The sequence below is a fragment of the Companilactobacillus sp. FL22-3 genome, from assembly GCF_054881455.1.
Genome location: NZ_JBTYYZ010000004.1, coordinates 104,941 through 122,313 on the forward strand (window position 1 = coordinate 104,941; position 17,373 = coordinate 122,313).

Consider the following 17,373-nt stretch of genomic DNA (forward strand, 5'->3'; position numbering starts at 1 on the left):
ATGGCTAAGAAAACTTATATTCAAGCAATTACAGACGCCTTAGACATTGTTCTTGAAGACGATCCAAAAACATTGATCTTCGGTGAAGATGTTGGTAAAAATGGTGGTGTTTTCAGAACTACTCAAGGACTTCAAGAGAAATATGGTGAAGACCGAGTTTTCGATACTCCACTTGCTGAATCAGGAATTTTAGGATTGGCAACTGGTCTTGGTTTGACTGGCTGGCGTCCACTACCAGAAATCCAATTCATGGGCTTTTCATTCGAAGCTGTTGATCAAATTGCTGGTCAATTGGCAAGAATGCGTTTTAGATTCGATGGTTTAAAGAATGCTCCGGTAACTATCAGAACTCCATATGGTGGTGGTACTCACACTGCTGAAATGCACGCTGATAACCTCGAGAACTTCTTCACTGGAATCCCAGGACTACGTGTCGTAATGCCAAGTAATCCTTACGATGCTAAAGGTTTGTTGATCTCATCAGTTGAAAATAATGACCCTGTATTGTTCATGGAAAACTTGAAGTTGTATCGTTCAATGAAAGACGATATTCCTGATGGTAAATATACTGTACCTTTGGATAAGGCCAATGTGGCTCGTGAAGGTAATGATATTACAATCGTCGCTTATGGAGCCGAAGTAAGTGAAGCTCTTAAAGTTGCCGATACATTGGCAGAAAAGAATATTTCCGCTGAAGTTATTGACTTGAGAACAGTTTCACCTATTGACACTGAAACAATTTTCAAATCAATTGAAAAGACTCACAAAGTAGTAATCGTTCAAGAAGCACAAAAGATGGCCGGTGTTGGTGCTCAAGTTGCATCAGCAATCGCCGAAGATGCTATCCTTTCACTCGATGCACCTATTGGTAGAGTCGCTGCTCCAAACAGTGTCTATCCATTTGCTCTTGGTGAAGACATTTGGATTCCACGTGCTAAAGAAATTGAAGAAAAAGTAAACGAAATTCTCAACTACTAATAATCGAAGGAAGGGAAAAGAACTATGGCATACAAATTTAAATTACCAGAACTTGGTGAAGGTATGGCTGAAGGTGAAATCGCCAGCTGGCTTGTAAAAGAAGGAGACACCGTTAAAGAAGATGACTCTTTAGTTGAAATTCAAAATGATAAGTCAGTCGAAGAATTACCATCACCTGTTTCTGGTACTGTTAAACAAATTGTTGCTCAAGAAGGGGACACAGTAGAGATCGGTGATACTTTGATCGTGATCGACGATGGTTCTCCAGATTCTGGCGACGATGAAGCACCTGCACCAAAAGCTGATGAAAAGAAAGAAGCCGCTCCGGCAAACAATGCAGCTCCTGCACAAACTGCCTCAGCACAACCTGCTGCAGCTCCAACAGGTTCTGCGAATGCTAATTATTTAGCAATGCCATCTGTTCGTCAGTATGCACGTGATCAAGGTGTTGATCTTTCAACAGTAACTCCTAGTGGTAAACATGGTCAAATTACCAAGAGTGATATTGATGCATACAAGAGTGGCAATCCAGCTGCTGCAGCACAACCTGCTGCTTCGACTGCTGCAACTCCAACAGCTGCTGCTCCTGCACAACCAATCACGCCATACAAGTCAGCTACACCTGAACTTGAAACTCGTGAAAAGATGTCACTAACTAGAAAAGCTATTGCTAAAGCAATGTTAACTAGCAAGCACACTGCTCCACACGTTACAAGTTTTGATGACGTTGAAGTTTCTGCTTTGATGGCTAACCGTAAGAAATATAAGGCAATTGCTGCTGACAAAGGTATTCATTTGACATTCTTGCCATACATCGTGAAAGCTCTTGTAGCCGTAATGAAGGAATATCCAGAATTGAATGCTTCAATCGACGATTCAACTGAAGAAATCGTCTACAAGCACTATTACAATGTCGGAATTGCTACAAATACTGAACACGGACTTTACGTACCAAACGTTAAGAATGTTGATTCTAAAGGTATGTTTGAAATTGCTAAAGAAATCACTGAAAACTCACAAGCTGCCTATGACAACAAGTTGAGTATGGATAAGATGTCCGGTGGTTCAATCACAATCAGTAATGTCGGTTCAATCGGCGGCGGCTGGTTCACACCAGTTATCAATTATCCTGAAGTTGCAATTCTTGGTGTTGGTAAGATTGCCAAGGAACCTTATGTTGATGAAGATGGCAATATTCAAGTAGGAAATATGTTGAAGCTATCATTGAGTTATGACCACAGATTGATCGATGGTGCCTTAGCCCAAAATGCTTTGAACCTCTTGAAGAAGTTATTGCATGATCCAGATATGCTATTAATGGAGGGCTAGTTTAAAATGGCAGAAAACGTAATAGAAAAAGATACCGTTATTATTGGTTCAGGCCCTGGTGGCTATGTTGCCGCAATCAGAGCTTCTGAATTAGGACAAGATGTTACCGTAATTGAAAAATCTGATACAGTTGGGGGAGTTTGTTTAAACGTTGGTTGTGTGCCTTCAAAGGCTTTGATCACAGCTGGACACAGACTTCAACAAGCTAAAGATTCTTCGACTTATGGAATTACTACAAGTGATGCCACAATTGACTTTACTAAGACACAAGCTTGGAAAGATGAAAAAGTTGTAGCCAGAATGACTGGCGGTGTACAGATGCTGTTGAAGAAACATCACGTTGAATTGATCAATGGTGAAGCATATTTAGACAGTGATACACAATTGCGGGTCATGCCAAGTGGTCCTAGACAATTTATGGACAATGGCGGTGGCCAAACAATCAAGTTTAAGAATTTAATTTTAGCAACTGGTAGTCGTCCAATTGAAATTAGAGGTTTCAAGTTTGATGACCGTGTGATCGATTCAACTGGTGGTTTAAACTTGAAAGAAGTTCCTAAGGAATTCATCATCATTGGTGGTGGCTATGTCGGAACAGAATTAGCCGGTGCATATGCTAACCTTGGTTCACACGTAACCATTCTTGAAGGTTCTCCAAATATCATTCCTAACTTTGAAAAAGACATGGTTTCAATTGTGAAAAAGAACCTTGAAAAGAAAGGTGTCACAATTATTACCAATGCCATGGCTAAGAAGAGTGAAAATAAAGGCGATAGTGTTGAAGTAACTTATGAAGTCGATGGTCAACCAACAACATTAACGGCAGACTATTGCATGGTTACTGTCGGACGTCGTCCAAATACTGACAATTTTGGCTTGGAAATGACAAATGTTAAGACAACCGACCGTGGTTTAGTTGAAGTCGATCAACAAGGTAAAACATCCGTCGATCATATCTACGCAATCGGTGATATTACTCCGGGACCAGCTTTGGCTCACAAGGCTTTCTTTGAAGCTAAGACAGTTGCTGGGGCAATTTCAGGTAAGAACACTGCCAATGACTATATTGGTGTTCCAGCCGTTTGTTTCACCGATCCTGAGTTAGCTAGTGTGGGATTGACTGAACAAGATGCTAAAGATAAGAACATTGAGGTCAAAGTGGCTAAGTTCCCATTTGCAGGGAATGCCCGTGCTGTTTCACTAGATGCCGCTGAAGGATTTGTTAAATTAATTGCTGAAAAAGATACTGGTACTTTGTTAGGTGGTCAAATCGTTGGTCCTGGTGCTAGTGATTTGATCTCTGAATTGAGTGTAGCTGTTAACTGTCAATTGAATGCGGAAGATATTGCTCTAACAATTCATCCACATCCAACACTGGGTGAACCAATTCAAGAAGCTGCCGATATTTTGATCGGTTACCCTACTCATATTTAGCACGACTTTTATTTAGAAACCGTAATATGTTTATTTCGTATACTAAATGAATTTTAAGAGGAAAAAAGCGATGCAATTGCACCGCTTTTTTTGTATAGTAGAGTAAAAGCCAAGGGAGATTGCCTTATGCAAGAGAATTATAGTTATCCGCTCGATGCTGCCTGGAGTCAAAGTGATATTGTTACGGTGATTGCATTGTATAATGCGGTTGAGAAAGCCTATGAAGGTGGTATTAAGCGCGATGAGTTTTTGCAAAAGTATCGAGCTTTTCAACAAGTGGTTCCGATGAAGATGGAACAAAAACGTTTAGACAAGGAGTTTGAACTGGAATCGGGTTATTCGATCTATCAAGTCTTCAAACGCTGTCAGCAAGCTAAGGCTAGCGAGAAAGTCAGGATTTCAAATGGAAATAAAAAGTAGAGAAATCGATAAATTTTTAGTTGAACTGCTTAATCAAGTCGGTGCTAATTTACGTGAGGACTCAGTCAAAAAAATGTCTGTGGACACGAAGAAGAATCGCAACGACTTAGTAACAAATTTCGATAAAAAAACCGAACGATTTATCAATGATGCAATCAAAAAGGCCTATCCACAAGCAACAATCGTTAGTGAAGAAGGCTATGGCGATTTAGTTAAGGACATGTCAGGTTTGGTCTTTTTTGTCGATCCAATCGATGGAACGATGAATTTTGTTAAACGTGGCGATAATTTTGCATCAATGATTGGCGTTTACATTGACGGTGAACCGTTAATTGGTGCTATTATAGATGTCATGGATAATGAAATTTATCACGGCGGCAAAGAAATTGGTTTATTTATCAATGATCAAAGAATTGAAGAACCAAAGAATCTGCCCCTGATAGAAGGGCTAGTTGACGTATCCGCTCCAATGGCTTTGAGCAATCGATTTTCGGTGCAAGATGTCATTAAGAAGAGTAGCGGTTTTCGAGTTTATGGGAGTGCTGGAATTATTTTTGGCCATCTTTTGACTGGAAAAGAGGTCATGTATATGTCATACTTAGCTCCTTGGGATTTAGCCGCTGGACGCGTTATGTGTGAGGCTGCAGGGATGAGCGTTGTTAGTATTGACGGTGCCCCAATAAATATGTTAGAATCACAAGTCGTAATAGTTGGTACTCAGAAAGTTGTTTCTGAAGCGCTAAAGACACTTAAAACGCGTTAGTGAACTGTGACAATCATTCACAGTTTTTTTATTGCTAGTAATTTAAACACGTATTTACGGAAGGAAGAACTAACTTGACTAAGAGAAGAGAAGATATTAGAAATATTGCGATTATCGCTCACGTTGACCACGGTAAGACTACATTAGTTAACGAAATGCTAAAACAATCAGATACATTGGGTTCACATTATGAAATTCAAGATCGTGCCCTTGATTCAAATGCTATTGAAAGAGAACGTGGTATCACAATCCTTTCTAAGAATACAGCTGTTGATTACGATGGCAAGAAGATCAATATTTTGGATACACCAGGACACGCGGACTTCGGTGGTGAAGTTGAACGTATCATGAAGATGGTTGATGGTGTATTGTTGGTTGTTGATGCCTATGAAGGTACAATGCCACAAACACGTTTTGTTTTGAAGAAAGCTTTGGAACAACACTTAACACCTATCGTTGTTATCAATAAGATCGACCGTCCAGGTGCTCGTCCAGAAGAAGTTGTGGATGAAGTTCTTGAATTGTTCATTGAATTAGGTGCCGACGACTCACAACTTGATTTCCCAGTTGTTTATGCTTCAGCTATCAACGGAACATCAAGTTACTCATCAGATCCTGCTGATCAAGAACACACAATGAACCCAATTTTCGATACAATTTTGAAGACTATCCCAGCACCAGTTGATAATTCTGACGAACCATTACAATTCCAAGTTGCTTTGCTTGATTATAATGATTACGTTGGTCGTATCGGTATCGGTCGTGTGTTCCGTGGTAAGATCGCAGTTGGTGATAATGTTACCGTTATGAAACTTGACGGTTCGACTAAGAACTTCCGGGTAACTAAGTTATTTGGTTTCTTAGGTTTGAATCGAGTTGAAATCAACGAAGCTAAAGCTGGAGACTTGATTGCAGTTTCTGGTATGGAAGATATCTATGTTGGTGAAACTGTTACACCAGTCGATCATCAAGAAGCACTTCCATTGCTACGTATTGATGAACCAACACTACAAATGACATTCTTACAAAATAATTCACCATTCGCTGGTCGTGAAGGTACAGAAGTTACTGCCAGAAAGATTGAAGATCGTCTAAAGAGACAATTGCACACTGATGTTTCACTTAAAGTTGAAGACACAGATCAAGCTGGTGCTTGGTTAGTTTCAGGTCGTGGTGAACTTCACTTGTCAATCCTTGTTGAAGAAATGCGTCGTGAAGGTTTCGAATTGCAACTATCACGTCCAGAAGTTATCTACAAGACAGTTGACAATCAAAAGTGTGAACCATTTGAAGAGGTAACCATCGATACACCTGATGAATATGTTGGTTCCGTTATTGACTCAATGTCACAAAGAAAGGGTGACATGGTCAACATGGAAAGTACTGGAAATGGTCAAACAAGACTTATTTTCTCAGCACCATCTCGTGGTTTGATCGGTTACTCAACTGAATTCCTATCAATGACTGGTGGTTATGGTATTTTGAACCACACATTCTCAGAATACAAACCAGTTGTTAAGAACTGGAACCCAGGTAGAAGAACTGGTGCTTTGGTTTCAATCAACCAAGGTCCATCAACAACATATTCACTTCAATCAGTTGAAGACCGTGGTACATTGTTCATTGGTGCCGGTGTTGAAGTTTATGAAGGTATGATCGTTGGTGAAAGTAGCCGTGATCAAGATATCGCTGTTACTGTTACTAAGGGTAAGAACCTTACAAATACTCGTGCTGCTGGTAAAGATCACGCTGCTGCTATCAAGACTCCTAAGGATATGTCACTTGAACAATCAATCGAATTCCTAAATGAAGACGAACTTTGTGAAGTAACACCTAAAAACGTTAGATTACGTAAGAAGATCTTGAACACAAACGAACGTAAGAAGTTTGACAAACAAAAGAAAAATACAAAATAATTAATTAATAGATGAGGGGTTTAGACGATTAGTCTTAACCTCTTTTTTTTGAAGTGGATTTCTTGCCAAGGGACGTTTTTTTATCGAATTGTTTGGTGGTATAATCTTATTATCAGATTTTTAGGAGTTCGATTGTGAAAAAAATCAGGAAAATAGACTTATGGATAGTTATTCCCTTTGTGTTATTACTCGGCATTGGGATAGTAATGGTTTATTCAGCTAGTTTTTACAATGCATTGATTGCTGGCGGTAAGACTGACCAATATTTGATCAAACAAGCTTCATATGCGGTTGTGGGACTCTTTTTATGCTATATAACTTTCATGTTGAAAGAGCGGGTTCTTAGAAATCAGCGAATACTGAGTTTCGTCATGGTCGTGACTTTAGGCTCGCTATTTTACTTGTTAGTTAGAGCTGTTTTAGTGCCCAGTAGTCGAGTCAATGGTGCATCGGCCTGGATTAATTTGGGCCTGATCAACTTTCAACCTTTGGAATTGTCAAAATTATTTCTAATTATGTTTTTGGCTTTAGTGCTAACGAACAAAGAGTCTCGTTTGCTCACTAAGAATGGCTGGCGAGAGGTTATCAAAGAAGTGGTTCAGCCCCTGGTTGTAGTGGGCTTAATCATTACGATGGTCTTTTTTCAGCCCGATATTGGTGGGGCTTTAATTTTATCGCTGATTACGCTAGTTTTAATCACTTCTTCAACCATTCCAGGTAAGTTGATTTCGCAGCTTGTGGCCATTTTGATAACACTTTTTGTCGCAGCGCTAGTCGTTATTACAAAATTTCCGCCAGCTTTTGTCAGACATAATTATGCCTATCAAAGATTTTTAGCCATGGAGCATCCTTTCCAATTGGAACAGCATGCTGGAGCACAATTGGTCAACTCCTTTTACGCCATCAGTAATGGGGGGATCTTCGGCGTCGGACTTGGCAATAGTATCCAAAAGCGGGGCTATTTACCAGAACCACATACAGATTTTATTATGGCAATCATCAGTGAAGAATTGGGATTCGTTGGTGTATTAGTTATTTTAGGACTTTTGATGATAATTATTTTACGAATGATTTCCTTAGGATTTCGTTCTAAGAAGACTTATAATTCTTTGATTTATTACGGGGTGGCGACGATGATCTTGGCGCAAACGGTCCTTAATGTCGGAGGATTGTTAGGTTTAGTACCATTGACTGGTGTAACTTTGCCATTTATTAGTTATGGTGGTTCTAGTATGTTAGTTTTGTCTGTTGCGTTAGGGGTAGTTTTGAATCTGGAAGCGACAGCAAAATTTGAAAAAGTTAAAAAAGGGTGATCCTATGTATAAAAAAGTAGAGCGTCAGGCACTTTATGTCTGGGTCTACTCATTAAAGTGGAGAAAAAAGTTACAACGTTATGGAACGATTTATTACACTTCTCCCAAGATGAAATATGTCATGCTTTATGTGAATTCAAATAAAGTGGCTGAAGTTAAGAAGGAATTAACTTCAAAAAATTATGTCAAACGGGTTGTTTTAGCACATCGTAAGGAACTCGATGAACATTTTGTTTTAAATTTTAATAAGTCAAATGAGGAAGATCAATGAAGGTTGTTTCAGGAAAGTTTCGCGGTTTAAATTTAAAGGCAGTACCGACTAACAATACTCGTCCAACTTCAGCCAAAGTTAAAGAAGCTGTTTTTAGTATGTTGTCGCCTTATTTGGTTGACGGCGTGGCTTTGGACTTGTTTGCCGGAACTGGTAGTTTAGGTATTGAAGCAGTCTCTCGTGGTTATCAAAAAGCTTATTTAGTGGATAAGGCCTACAAAGCAATCAATACCATCAAGGAAAACGTTGAAAAGACACGGTCAAGCGATAACTTCATCGTGATGAAAACATCCGCCACAGATGCGTTAGCTAAATTTACGGAAGACCAAGTCAAATTTGATTTAGTCTTTCTTGACCCACCTTATCGTATGAAAATAACCGAGCAGATCATTAAAGATATGGTAATCAATAATCTGTTGAATGATGGCGCCATTATCGTTGATGAAACTGATTATCAAATTGACCTGAATGATTTTGATCAGATCGAATTGTTGAAAGAAAAAAGTTATAAAGATACCAAAGTAGCCTTGTATCGATTTGGAGGATAATATGCCAAAAAAAATTGGACTCTTTGTCGGAAGTTTTGATCCGGTGACTTTTGGTCACTTGGATATCATACGTCGGGCAGCCAGTTTGTTTGATCGGTTATACGTGGCACCGATGACTAATACGTCGAAGAATTATTTATTTACTTATGAAGAAAAAAAGCGTTTCATTGAAAACGAGATTGAGGATTTGCAAAATGTCCAAGTCGTAGACGCTAAGGGGCAATTAACCGTTAAGTTAGCCAAAGAACTTAATGCTAATTTTTTGGTACGTTCCATGAGAACAGCCGATGATTTTAAATACGAATCTGGAATTTCCGCAATCAATCGCATTTTAGATAAAAAAATTGAAACAATATTTCTGCTTGCTGACCCTAAGTATGCTACGATATCATCATCAATGATGAAAGAAGTTGCTAGTTTCGGCGGGGATATCTCAGGTTATGTTCCTTCGGCAGTGGCACATGCATTGATAGAGAAGTACAGGAAGGACTAATTAATTTTGAAATTCAATAAAACTAGAAACAAAGTTTTCGGTGGAATTTTTATTTTCATCGTTGTTGTAGCCTTTTTCTTGATGCCTACGGGCTACTATTTGGAAGTCCCAGGTAGTGCAGAAGATACTTCTCAATTTGTTCAAGTCGATGGCAAGCATGATAAGGCCAAAGGTAATCTATTGCTGACTACGGTTGGAATCGTCAGTGGAACGCCATACACCTTGATCAAGTCATTAGGAAATAATTTTGAAACAATTTATTCGCAACAAGATTTAATGGGCGACGAGAACAGTCAGCAGTATTTTCAAGTTCAGAAGTACTATATGAAATCTGCTCAAAATAATGCTATCCAGGCGGCTTATTCTAAAGCTGGCAAACCATTTACTAAGAAGTATTTAGGAGTTTATGTAATGGATATCATGGACAATTCTGCTTTTAAAAAGAAATTGTCGATCGGTGATACTATTACCTCTATTAATGGCTATCATTTCAATAATTCGACTCAGTTTATTAATTATGTTAGAAAACAAAAAAAGACTTCGACCGTGAAAATTAGTTTCTTACATAACGGTAAGAAAGAAACTGCAAGTGGCGGTTTAGTAAAATTGACTGATACGAAGCGTTTTGGACTCGGTATTACCTTAACCGATAATACTGAAGCCAAAGGTAATCCACCAACAAAAATCAATGCTGGCGATATTGGAGGACCTTCAGCAGGTCTAATGTTTACCTTGCAAGTTTACTCACAGGTAGCTAATAAAGACCTGAAAGCTGGTCGAACGATTGCTGGTACTGGTACGATCGCTCCTGATGGAACAGTTGGACCAATCGGTGGAATCGAAAAGAAGGTTTATGCAGCATCTCAAGAAGGGGCAACGATCTTCTTTGCACCAAATGATCCCATTACTAAAGAGATCAAGAAATACGATCCAAGTTACGTCAATAATTATCATTTAGCACTTCGAGCAGCTAAGAAACTTCATACTAAGATGAAGATCGTACCAGTTAAGAATTTAAATGATGCGATTAATTATCTTGAAAAGACAAAACAGTCCAAATAAGGGCTGTTTTTTTTCGTACTTTAGTTTGAGGTGATAGAGATGGATAAAATCTTGGATTATTGTAAACGAGAAAAAATTACTATTTTAATCAGCGTCGTGGTTATTTTGTTAGGAAGCGGTTATTTTTTGACTCATCAGTCCAAAACCGTTACAGCTCAAGAAAAAGTGGAGAACACGGCTCCAGTCAAGAAAACTAAGTCACTTCCCACCAAGCCTAAAACCAACAATTCTAAGCAACTTTTAGTAGTCGATATTGAAGGGGCGGTTCAAAAACCAGGTGTCTATCGTTTGAAAAAAGATTCGATTGTACAAGATGCATTAGCCCAGGCGGGTGGCGTGAATGCTCAAGCTGATATGACTCAAATAAATCGAGCTAAGAAATTGACTGATCAGATGCAACTTTATGTTCCAATCAAGGGTGAAAAAACTCCCTCAGTGACGACTGGTGGGAATACGAATAGTGAAAAAAAGGTCGTTAATATCAATACAGCTACGGTCGATGATTTTAAAGATGTCAGTGGAATCGGTCCCAAGAAGGCCGAAAAGATTATCGCCTTTCGTGAACAAAATGGTGACTTTAAGGACCTGCATGATTTGACCAAGGTTTCGGGATTCGGTGAAAAAACGATTGAGCGCCTAAAGGATCAATTGACGGTCTAACTATGAAAGATCATTTGATTTTTCCAGCCTTAGTAGCTGGTTGTGTAATTGCCATTTATTTTGAATCAAAATTATTTGTCATCATTTTAGCAGTCTTATTAATTAGGATCATTCAATTGAAAAATCTCCGTTTGTTACTCTTGATCTTGCTAGTTGCAACGACTTTTTTGATTCGCTGTCAGTGGTTAAATAGTTCACCGCCAAAGCCATCTCAGATCAATTCGGGAATTTTTGCTCCAGATGTTGTGAATGTTAATGGTGATCTGCTCAGTGGTGAAATAAAACTAAGTCGCAGACAGTGCGCCTTATTTATCGAATACCTTCAAAAAAGGCCCAGTTAAAATGGCAAAATCAAGCAGAGATTGTTGTTGCTCCTGTAGTGGTCCAAAAGATCACAAGAATTGATGGACCGCGAAATCCTGGTGAATTCAACTTTCAACGCTATACAGCTCATAAAAATATCCATTACACAGTTGAATTAAAACAGATTGGTTCAGAATCGGTCTTTCAACCACAGACGATTTTAGATAAGATAAATGTTTTACGAATACATATCATTCAATATCTCCGTAAATTACCAAAATGGCTCCGGATTCATGCACAAAGTTTGATTATCGGTTATACAGAAAATTCAGATAAGAATTTTTTGAAACTACTCAGTGTTTTAGGAGTGATTCATTTATTTAGTCTCTCTGGACTGCACGTGCTGATTTTACTAACATTGTTGCGAAAATTGACTTCCACAATCAAACTTCCTTTAGAATGGGTCGATACGGCAATATTAGTATTATTGCCGTGTTATGGGATGCTAGTCGGTTCTAAGAGTGGTATTTGGCGGGCCATTGTCTTAGCGATGGTTGAGATTTCTTTGCACAAATTGAAACTCTCATATAGCCGTTTGGATGTTTTTAGTATAACAATCATGATTTGTTTACTGATTTACCCATTCGGAATAACGGAAATGGGTGGTCAACTGAGCTTCCTGTTGTCCTTTGCAATTCTTTATCTATATCGAGGGACCAAATTTTTAACAACGGTTTTTAAAATGAATTTGGTCAGTCTGCCATTAATTTGTTTTTATACTTATCAATTCAATTTATTGACTCTTTTGGCCAATGTCATCTTTATTCCCTTTTTCACGTATTTCATCTTACCGGTAACTTTGTTTTCAGCTCTAACGGTCAACTGGTCGATCTGGAAGATGGTAAATCAGTTTTTTGAGCAATTTTATAGCTGCCTAGATACAGTTGCGCATGACTCCAATTTTACCTTTGTGACCGGCAGTCTACCCATTTTGATCGTCGTTTTATTAGTCGTTTTGGTTTTGTTTTTAGTGGAGAGTAAGTCGGTGTGGAATCGTTATTTAGTAAGCTATCTGCTAATTTTTAGCTGCTGTATCTTGTTAAACAAAGTGCCTCTGTTTGGTTCAGTAAATTTAATCGACGTCGGTCAAGGGGATAGTATTATCGTGACGACACCTTTTAGAAGAAAAACTTTTTTAATCGATGTCGGTGGTAAGCTGCATTTTCCGACGCCAGAGTGGGCTAAACGAGTCAGTAGTGACCAAGTCGATACTAGTACGATTCCATTTTTGAAGTCTCGTGGAATTAGTCAAATCGATAGAATCTTTCTTTCACACAAGGATGTCGATCATATCGGTAATTTAGAAACGATTTTGAATAAATTTACGGTCAAGGAAGTCGACTTTGGAACTGGTTTAGAGAATAATACCCGAATCAAACAAGCCCAAAAACTTCATCCGCGAATTAAATTCCAACCATTACAGCAAGGAAATGTCGTTGATACAGGGTCAATTAAATGGCACGTCTTGTGGCCTCATCTGAAAAGTATCGGTGAAAATGGCGATTCTCTCACTTTACTAGCTAAGATCAACCAGAAAAATTGGCTCTTTCCTGGCGATTTGGACGATCAAGGCGAACAAGCTATTTTAAAAGATCATCATTTTAAAGTCGACTATTTAAAAGTGGGTCATCACGGTTCTAGGACCTCGACAAGTGAGGAACTATTAGAACAAACTAAACCAAAGTTTGGTTTTATTTCAGCTGGGATAAATAATCGTTATGGACATCCTAATATCGAAACTCTCCAACGCTTACAAAAGTACCATGTACAATATTTTAATACGGCAGATTATGGTATGATTACTTGGTATTATTTTTCCTATAATAATGAAGAGAAAATAACGACTTTTTTAAAGGGTGACTTGCTTGAAAATAACGGAATTAAAAAAAGATTTACAACAAGGTAAACTTCAAAATGTTTATCTAGTGACAGGAAAAGAAGAAGTTTTTCTAAAAGAGATACAAGAAGCGTTTAAGTCAATCATGAGCGAACAAGAACGTGAGATGAACTTTTCAAGCTTTGATCTGGAAGATGATCTACTTGCCGATATGATCAATGAAGCTATCTCAGCACCTTTTTTTGGTGAAAGACGATTGGTTTTTGCTCAACACCCATTTTTTCTCACTGGTGAAAAAGCCAAAAATGCAATCGACCAGAATCCGGAATTACTATTAAGATATCTTCAAAATCCCACTCCCTCAACTATCTTAGTGATCTTTGCCGCTTATGATAAGTTGGATTCACGTAAGAAAATTGTTAAGGAACTGAAAAAATCAGCTACACCAATTGATGCCGGACAAATGGAAGGACCGGTCTTAAAGAGTTTGATCAATGATGACTTGAAGAAAGCCGGATACCAGATCGAGCCAGCGGCTTTAGAAATGCTGATCAACAAAACCAAGAGTAACTATTCTTTGATCGTAAATCAGCTGGAAAAGTTAAAACTTTATGCACTTCAAACTAAAACTATCGATCAAGCAGCAGTGAGTGCATTAGTTCCACAATCATTAGAAGACAATGTTTTTGATTTGATGACCGAGATATTGAAGAAAAATGTTTATAAAGCCGAAGAATTATATCGTCAATTCTTATTGCAAAAAATTGACCCAATCTTGTTAGTTGCCATCATCATTTCTCAATTGAGATTATTGTTGCAAGTGAAAGTATTGTCACAAAAAGGGTTATCGGAAGCCTCAATCGCCAAGAATCTCCGTTTGAATCCTTATCGAGTTAAATATGCCTATCGGGATGCTCGAAATTTGAATCAACAAAGACTGCAAGAGATGTACAGTGATATCGTGCAATTGGACTATCAAATTAAATCAGGGCAGGGCGATAAAGAATTATTATTCGATCTCTTTATTGCTAAGTACGCCTAAGATACAAGTATTCTTAAATATCAGCGCAAAAAATAACCTCTGACTCAATTAGAATCAGAGGTTTTGTGGACTAAAAATGTTTTTACAATTGTTTAAGCCAGATATGACTAACAAAAAATTGACAAATAAAAAAAGCAACCTAACGGCTGCTTATCATTAATTCAATTTTGCTAGTCTTGACTTATCGCGAGCAGCCTTGTTAGCCTTAATTAGGCCTTTTGACTTAGCCATATCAATTGCACGAACAGCTGTTCTGAACAAATCTTCTTTGTTGTCAGCGTTTTTAGCAGCTGATTGTTCGAAGTTCTTAATTGCTGAACGCATTGAACTTCTTTGTGCAGTGTTGCGAAGGTTTGCGCTTTCGGCAGTCTTTACACGTTTCATAGCTGATTTAATTTGTGGCATTAATTTCACCTCCGATTACCTTGATAGGTTTAAAACTCAATACATAGAATTATACATAATTAATTTTCACAATGCAATGAAATGTCGATTTTTTTTCAGTATTGCAATATTATTGATTTTGTAGTAAATTATTTAGTTGTGTTAACCATGCTCTGTCTGACGAATCACCAACGCAGACATAGTCTGGCTAAATATATAAGGAAAAGGTGAATGAAATGGCTATTTCAAAAGAAAAGAAAAACGAAATTATCAAGCAATATGCACGCAAAGACGGAGACACAGGTTCTCCAGAAGTACAAATTGCTGTTTTAACTTATGATATTAATGCACTTAACGATCACTTGAAAGTTAACAAGAAAGATCACCATTCATATGTTGGTCTACTTAAGAAGATTGGTCACCGTCGTAACCTACTTGCTTACCTACGTGACAAGGACGTTCAACGTTACCGTGAATTGATCAAGTCATTAGGACTACGTCGTTAATACGATTTAAGAGTTCTCCCAATTCGGGAGGGCTCTTTTTTTTTACATACTCTTGACAGCTGCGCTGTCTAGAGTATGTTATGGGGTCACCAAAGATGAACATATATCATTAAGAAGCTGTTAAACTTAAAATCGACCATAAACCAAATTCAGAAAATATTCCAACTGCCAAAGATCTTCCAAAACTAGTTTTTTGCCTTTATTTTCTCTAAATCCACTTTCATATGTTAGAATAAAAATCAGGTATAGCTTAAATAGTCTTACAAGACTTAAAAATCACAATAGAATATTATGATCTATGCTATTCATTAATGAAATGAGAGATGAAAATGGACAAAAAAATTAGAATAATTTTGTTAAGTGGCGTACGTGAAAACGGAAAAAATATGTATGCCGTTGAAGTAAATGACGAGATCTATATTTTGGATGTTGGTTTACAATATCCTGATAATGACTTGTATGGAATTGATATGGTCGTACCCGATATGACATATATCAAACAGAATATCAATAAGGTAGTGGGAATCTTCTTATCGCACGGACATGCTGATGCTATCGGTGCTTTGCCATATTTGATCAGTGAATATGATATTCCTGTCTTTGGTTCAGAAATGACGATTGAATTGGCTAAAATTGTTTGCTCAAATGATCGTCGTAGTAAAAAGTTCAATGATTTTCATATTATTGACGAAAATACAGCGATTGATTTTGAGGAAGCTTCGGTTTCCTTCTTCAAAACTACACATTCGATCCCTGGCTCTTTAGGTATTGTAATCAAGACTAGCGAAGGTCAGATCGTTTATACTGGTGATTTCAAATTTGATCAAGCCGCTGCACCAACTTACAAGACTGACTACGGTCGAATCGCTAAGATAGGTAGTGAGCGTGTCTTAGCTCTTTTAAGCGACTCAGCAAATGCCGAATCTCCATATGAAAATTCAAGCGAAAAAGATATCTATGAATATATTTTAGATACATTCAGTTATCATACGGGACGAATTATTGTAGCCCAAGTGGCTTCAAATATTCAAAGAATGCAACAAGTGCTGGACGCTGCAGCTAAAACTGGTCGTCGTGTCTTCCTATCCGGTACTGATGCAGAAAAGATCCTCAAGACAGCTTTGAAATTAGGTTATTTAAAGATCAGTGATGAAGAGTTACTAGTTAAACCTAAAGAATTGAAAAAAGTTGAAGACGATAAGTTAGTTGTCATCGAAACTGGTAAAATGGGCGAACCTGTCAAATTATTGCAGAAGATGGCTAATCCAGCTGCTAAGACCAAGTTCCAGATCAAGGATGGTGATTTAGTATTTATTGCCACAACTCCTTCACATGCAATGGATACAACTGTTGCTAAAGCACGTGATGCAATTTATCGTACCGGTGCTGAAGTGAAAGCTTTGAGTGATGACAAACATTCTTCAGGCCATGCTAATAAATCTGACTTGCAATTGATGATCAATTTATTGAATCCTGAAAATGTTATTCCAATTCAAGGGGAATATCGTTTACTTGATGCTCACGCTCGAATTGCCCACGAAACCGGCGTACCATACCAAAACATTTTCCTAACTAAAAAGGGTGATGTTTTAAACTATGAAAATGGTCAATTCTACCAAGCTAAAGGTGTTGATGCTGGCGATACGATGATCGATGGTATCGGCGTTGGTGATATTGGCAGTATCGTTTTGCGTGATCGTGAATTATTGGCCGAAGACGGAGTTTTCATTGCAGTAGCTACAATTGACCGCAAGAAGAAAAAAGTCGTTGCTAAGCCCAAAATAACAGCTAGAGGCTTTGTTTACATGCGTGCTAGCCGTGACCTTTTGAGTGAAAGCTCAGATATTATCGTCAATACAATTGTTGATTATATGCAAAATAGTAAAGATTTCGATTGGTCAGACTTGAAACAAGGCGTTCGTGATAACTTGAACCACTTCTTGTATGAACAAACGAATAGACATCCAGTTATTTTGCCAGTCATTATGGAAGTTAATCAAAATAGACATCGCAAAGCAAAGAAGTAAAAGAGTTTCATCAATTCGAATATATTG

At 38.0% G+C, this 17,373-nt stretch carries 18 protein-coding genes; 17 read left to right on the forward strand and 1 reads right to left on the reverse strand.

All coding sequences use genetic code 11. The annotated features are described in order from the left end of the window. The 15 genes from ACYT32_RS05035 to holA all read left to right on the forward strand — a co-directional run bounded on the left by ACYT32_RS05035 (position 1) and on the right by holA (position 14,429). Entirely contained in the window at positions 1 to 978 is a 978-nt protein-coding gene (locus tag ACYT32_RS05035; protein WP_395264875.1) for an alpha-ketoacid dehydrogenase subunit beta, read from the forward strand. A gap of 24 nt (positions 979 to 1,002) precedes the next feature. Next, complete coding sequence (locus tag ACYT32_RS05040; protein WP_395264874.1) at positions 1,003 to 2,307, forward strand: 2-oxo acid dehydrogenase subunit E2; 1,305 nt, start codon at positions 1,003 to 1,005, stop codon at positions 2,305 to 2,307. A 6-nt stretch (positions 2,308 to 2,313) separates the two neighbouring features. Continuing rightward, on the forward strand, positions 2,314 to 3,741 hold the full coding sequence (lpdA, locus tag ACYT32_RS05045) for a dihydrolipoyl dehydrogenase (protein ID WP_395264873.1): 1,428 nt from the start codon (positions 2,314 to 2,316) through the stop codon (positions 3,739 to 3,741). A 126-nt stretch (positions 3,742 to 3,867) separates the two neighbouring features. After that, the gene (locus tag ACYT32_RS05050) at positions 3,868 to 4,161 is read left to right on the forward strand and encodes a UPF0223 family protein (protein WP_395264872.1); all 294 of its coding nucleotides are present in this window, start codon (positions 3,868 to 3,870) and stop codon (positions 4,159 to 4,161) included. Next, positions 4,145 to 4,924: an inositol monophosphatase family protein gene (locus ACYT32_RS05055; RefSeq protein ID WP_395264871.1), complete on the forward strand. Its 780-nt coding sequence runs from the start codon at positions 4,145 to 4,147 to the stop codon at positions 4,922 to 4,924. The genes ACYT32_RS05050 and ACYT32_RS05055 overlap by 17 nt, the downstream gene beginning before the upstream one ends. A gap of 74 nt (positions 4,925 to 4,998) precedes the next feature. Then, a complete protein-coding gene (typA, locus tag ACYT32_RS05060; RefSeq protein ID WP_395264870.1) occupies positions 4,999 to 6,840 on the forward strand; it encodes a translational GTPase TypA in 1,842 nt (613 codons plus the stop codon). A gap of 134 nt (positions 6,841 to 6,974) precedes the next feature. Continuing rightward, on the forward strand, positions 6,975 to 8,153 hold the full coding sequence (locus ACYT32_RS05065) for an FtsW/RodA/SpoVE family cell cycle protein (RefSeq protein ID WP_395264869.1): 1,179 nt from the start codon (positions 6,975 to 6,977) through the stop codon (positions 8,151 to 8,153). A 4-nt stretch (positions 8,154 to 8,157) separates the two neighbouring features. Further along, positions 8,158 to 8,424 (forward strand): YlbG family protein, encoded by a 267-nt coding sequence (locus tag ACYT32_RS05070; protein WP_395264868.1) that lies wholly within the window; start codon positions 8,158 to 8,160, stop codon positions 8,422 to 8,424. Then, positions 8,421 to 8,972: a 16S rRNA (guanine(966)-N(2))-methyltransferase RsmD gene (gene rsmD / locus ACYT32_RS05075; protein WP_395264867.1), complete on the forward strand. Its 552-nt coding sequence runs from the start codon at positions 8,421 to 8,423 to the stop codon at positions 8,970 to 8,972. The genes ACYT32_RS05070 and rsmD overlap by 4 nt, the downstream gene beginning before the upstream one ends. Before the next feature lies 1 nt (position 8,973). Continuing rightward, positions 8,974 to 9,465 (forward strand): pantetheine-phosphate adenylyltransferase, encoded by a 492-nt coding sequence (gene coaD / locus ACYT32_RS05080; protein ID WP_395264866.1) that lies wholly within the window; start codon positions 8,974 to 8,976, stop codon positions 9,463 to 9,465. Positions 9,466 to 9,471: 6 nt separating this feature from the next. Beyond that, positions 9,472 to 10,527: a SepM family pheromone-processing serine protease gene (locus ACYT32_RS05085; protein ID WP_395264865.1), complete on the forward strand. Its 1,056-nt coding sequence runs from the start codon at positions 9,472 to 9,474 to the stop codon at positions 10,525 to 10,527. Between the two features lie 39 nt (positions 10,528 to 10,566). Next, positions 10,567 to 11,187, forward strand: a complete 621-nt coding sequence (locus ACYT32_RS05090; protein WP_395264864.1) for a helix-hairpin-helix domain-containing protein — start codon at positions 10,567 to 10,569, stop codon at positions 11,185 to 11,187. 2 nt (positions 11,188 to 11,189) lie between these two features. After that, on the forward strand, positions 11,190 to 11,528 hold the full coding sequence (locus ACYT32_RS05095) for a hypothetical protein (protein WP_395264863.1): 339 nt from the start codon (positions 11,190 to 11,192) through the stop codon (positions 11,526 to 11,528). Next, positions 11,486 to 13,456 (forward strand): DNA internalization-related competence protein ComEC/Rec2, encoded by a 1,971-nt coding sequence (locus ACYT32_RS05100; protein ID WP_395264862.1) that lies wholly within the window; start codon positions 11,486 to 11,488, stop codon positions 13,454 to 13,456. Before ACYT32_RS05095 ends, ACYT32_RS05100 begins: the two co-directional genes overlap by 43 nt. Beyond that, the gene (gene holA, locus ACYT32_RS05105) at positions 13,407 to 14,429 is read left to right on the forward strand and encodes a DNA polymerase III subunit delta (RefSeq protein ID WP_461793368.1); all 1,023 of its coding nucleotides are present in this window, start codon (positions 13,407 to 13,409) and stop codon (positions 14,427 to 14,429) included. Before ACYT32_RS05100 ends, holA begins: the two co-directional genes overlap by 50 nt. Positions 14,430 to 14,585: 156 nt before the next feature. Here the strand turns inward: holA and rpsT are convergent, their stop codons facing one another. Continuing rightward, entirely contained in the window at positions 14,586 to 14,834 is a 249-nt protein-coding gene (gene rpsT / locus ACYT32_RS05110) for a 30S ribosomal protein S20 (protein WP_395264859.1), read from the reverse strand. 215 nt (positions 14,835 to 15,049) lie between these two features. Here rpsT and rpsO point away from each other — a divergent pair, with 215 nt between their 5' ends. Continuing rightward, on the forward strand, positions 15,050 to 15,319 hold the full coding sequence (gene rpsO / locus ACYT32_RS05115; RefSeq protein WP_395264858.1) for a 30S ribosomal protein S15: 270 nt from the start codon (positions 15,050 to 15,052) through the stop codon (positions 15,317 to 15,319). A gap of 329 nt (positions 15,320 to 15,648) precedes the next feature. Beyond that, positions 15,649 to 17,346: a ribonuclease J gene (locus ACYT32_RS05120; RefSeq protein WP_395264857.1), complete on the forward strand. Its 1,698-nt coding sequence runs from the start codon at positions 15,649 to 15,651 to the stop codon at positions 17,344 to 17,346. Positions 17,347 to 17,373 lie beyond the last annotated feature (27 nt).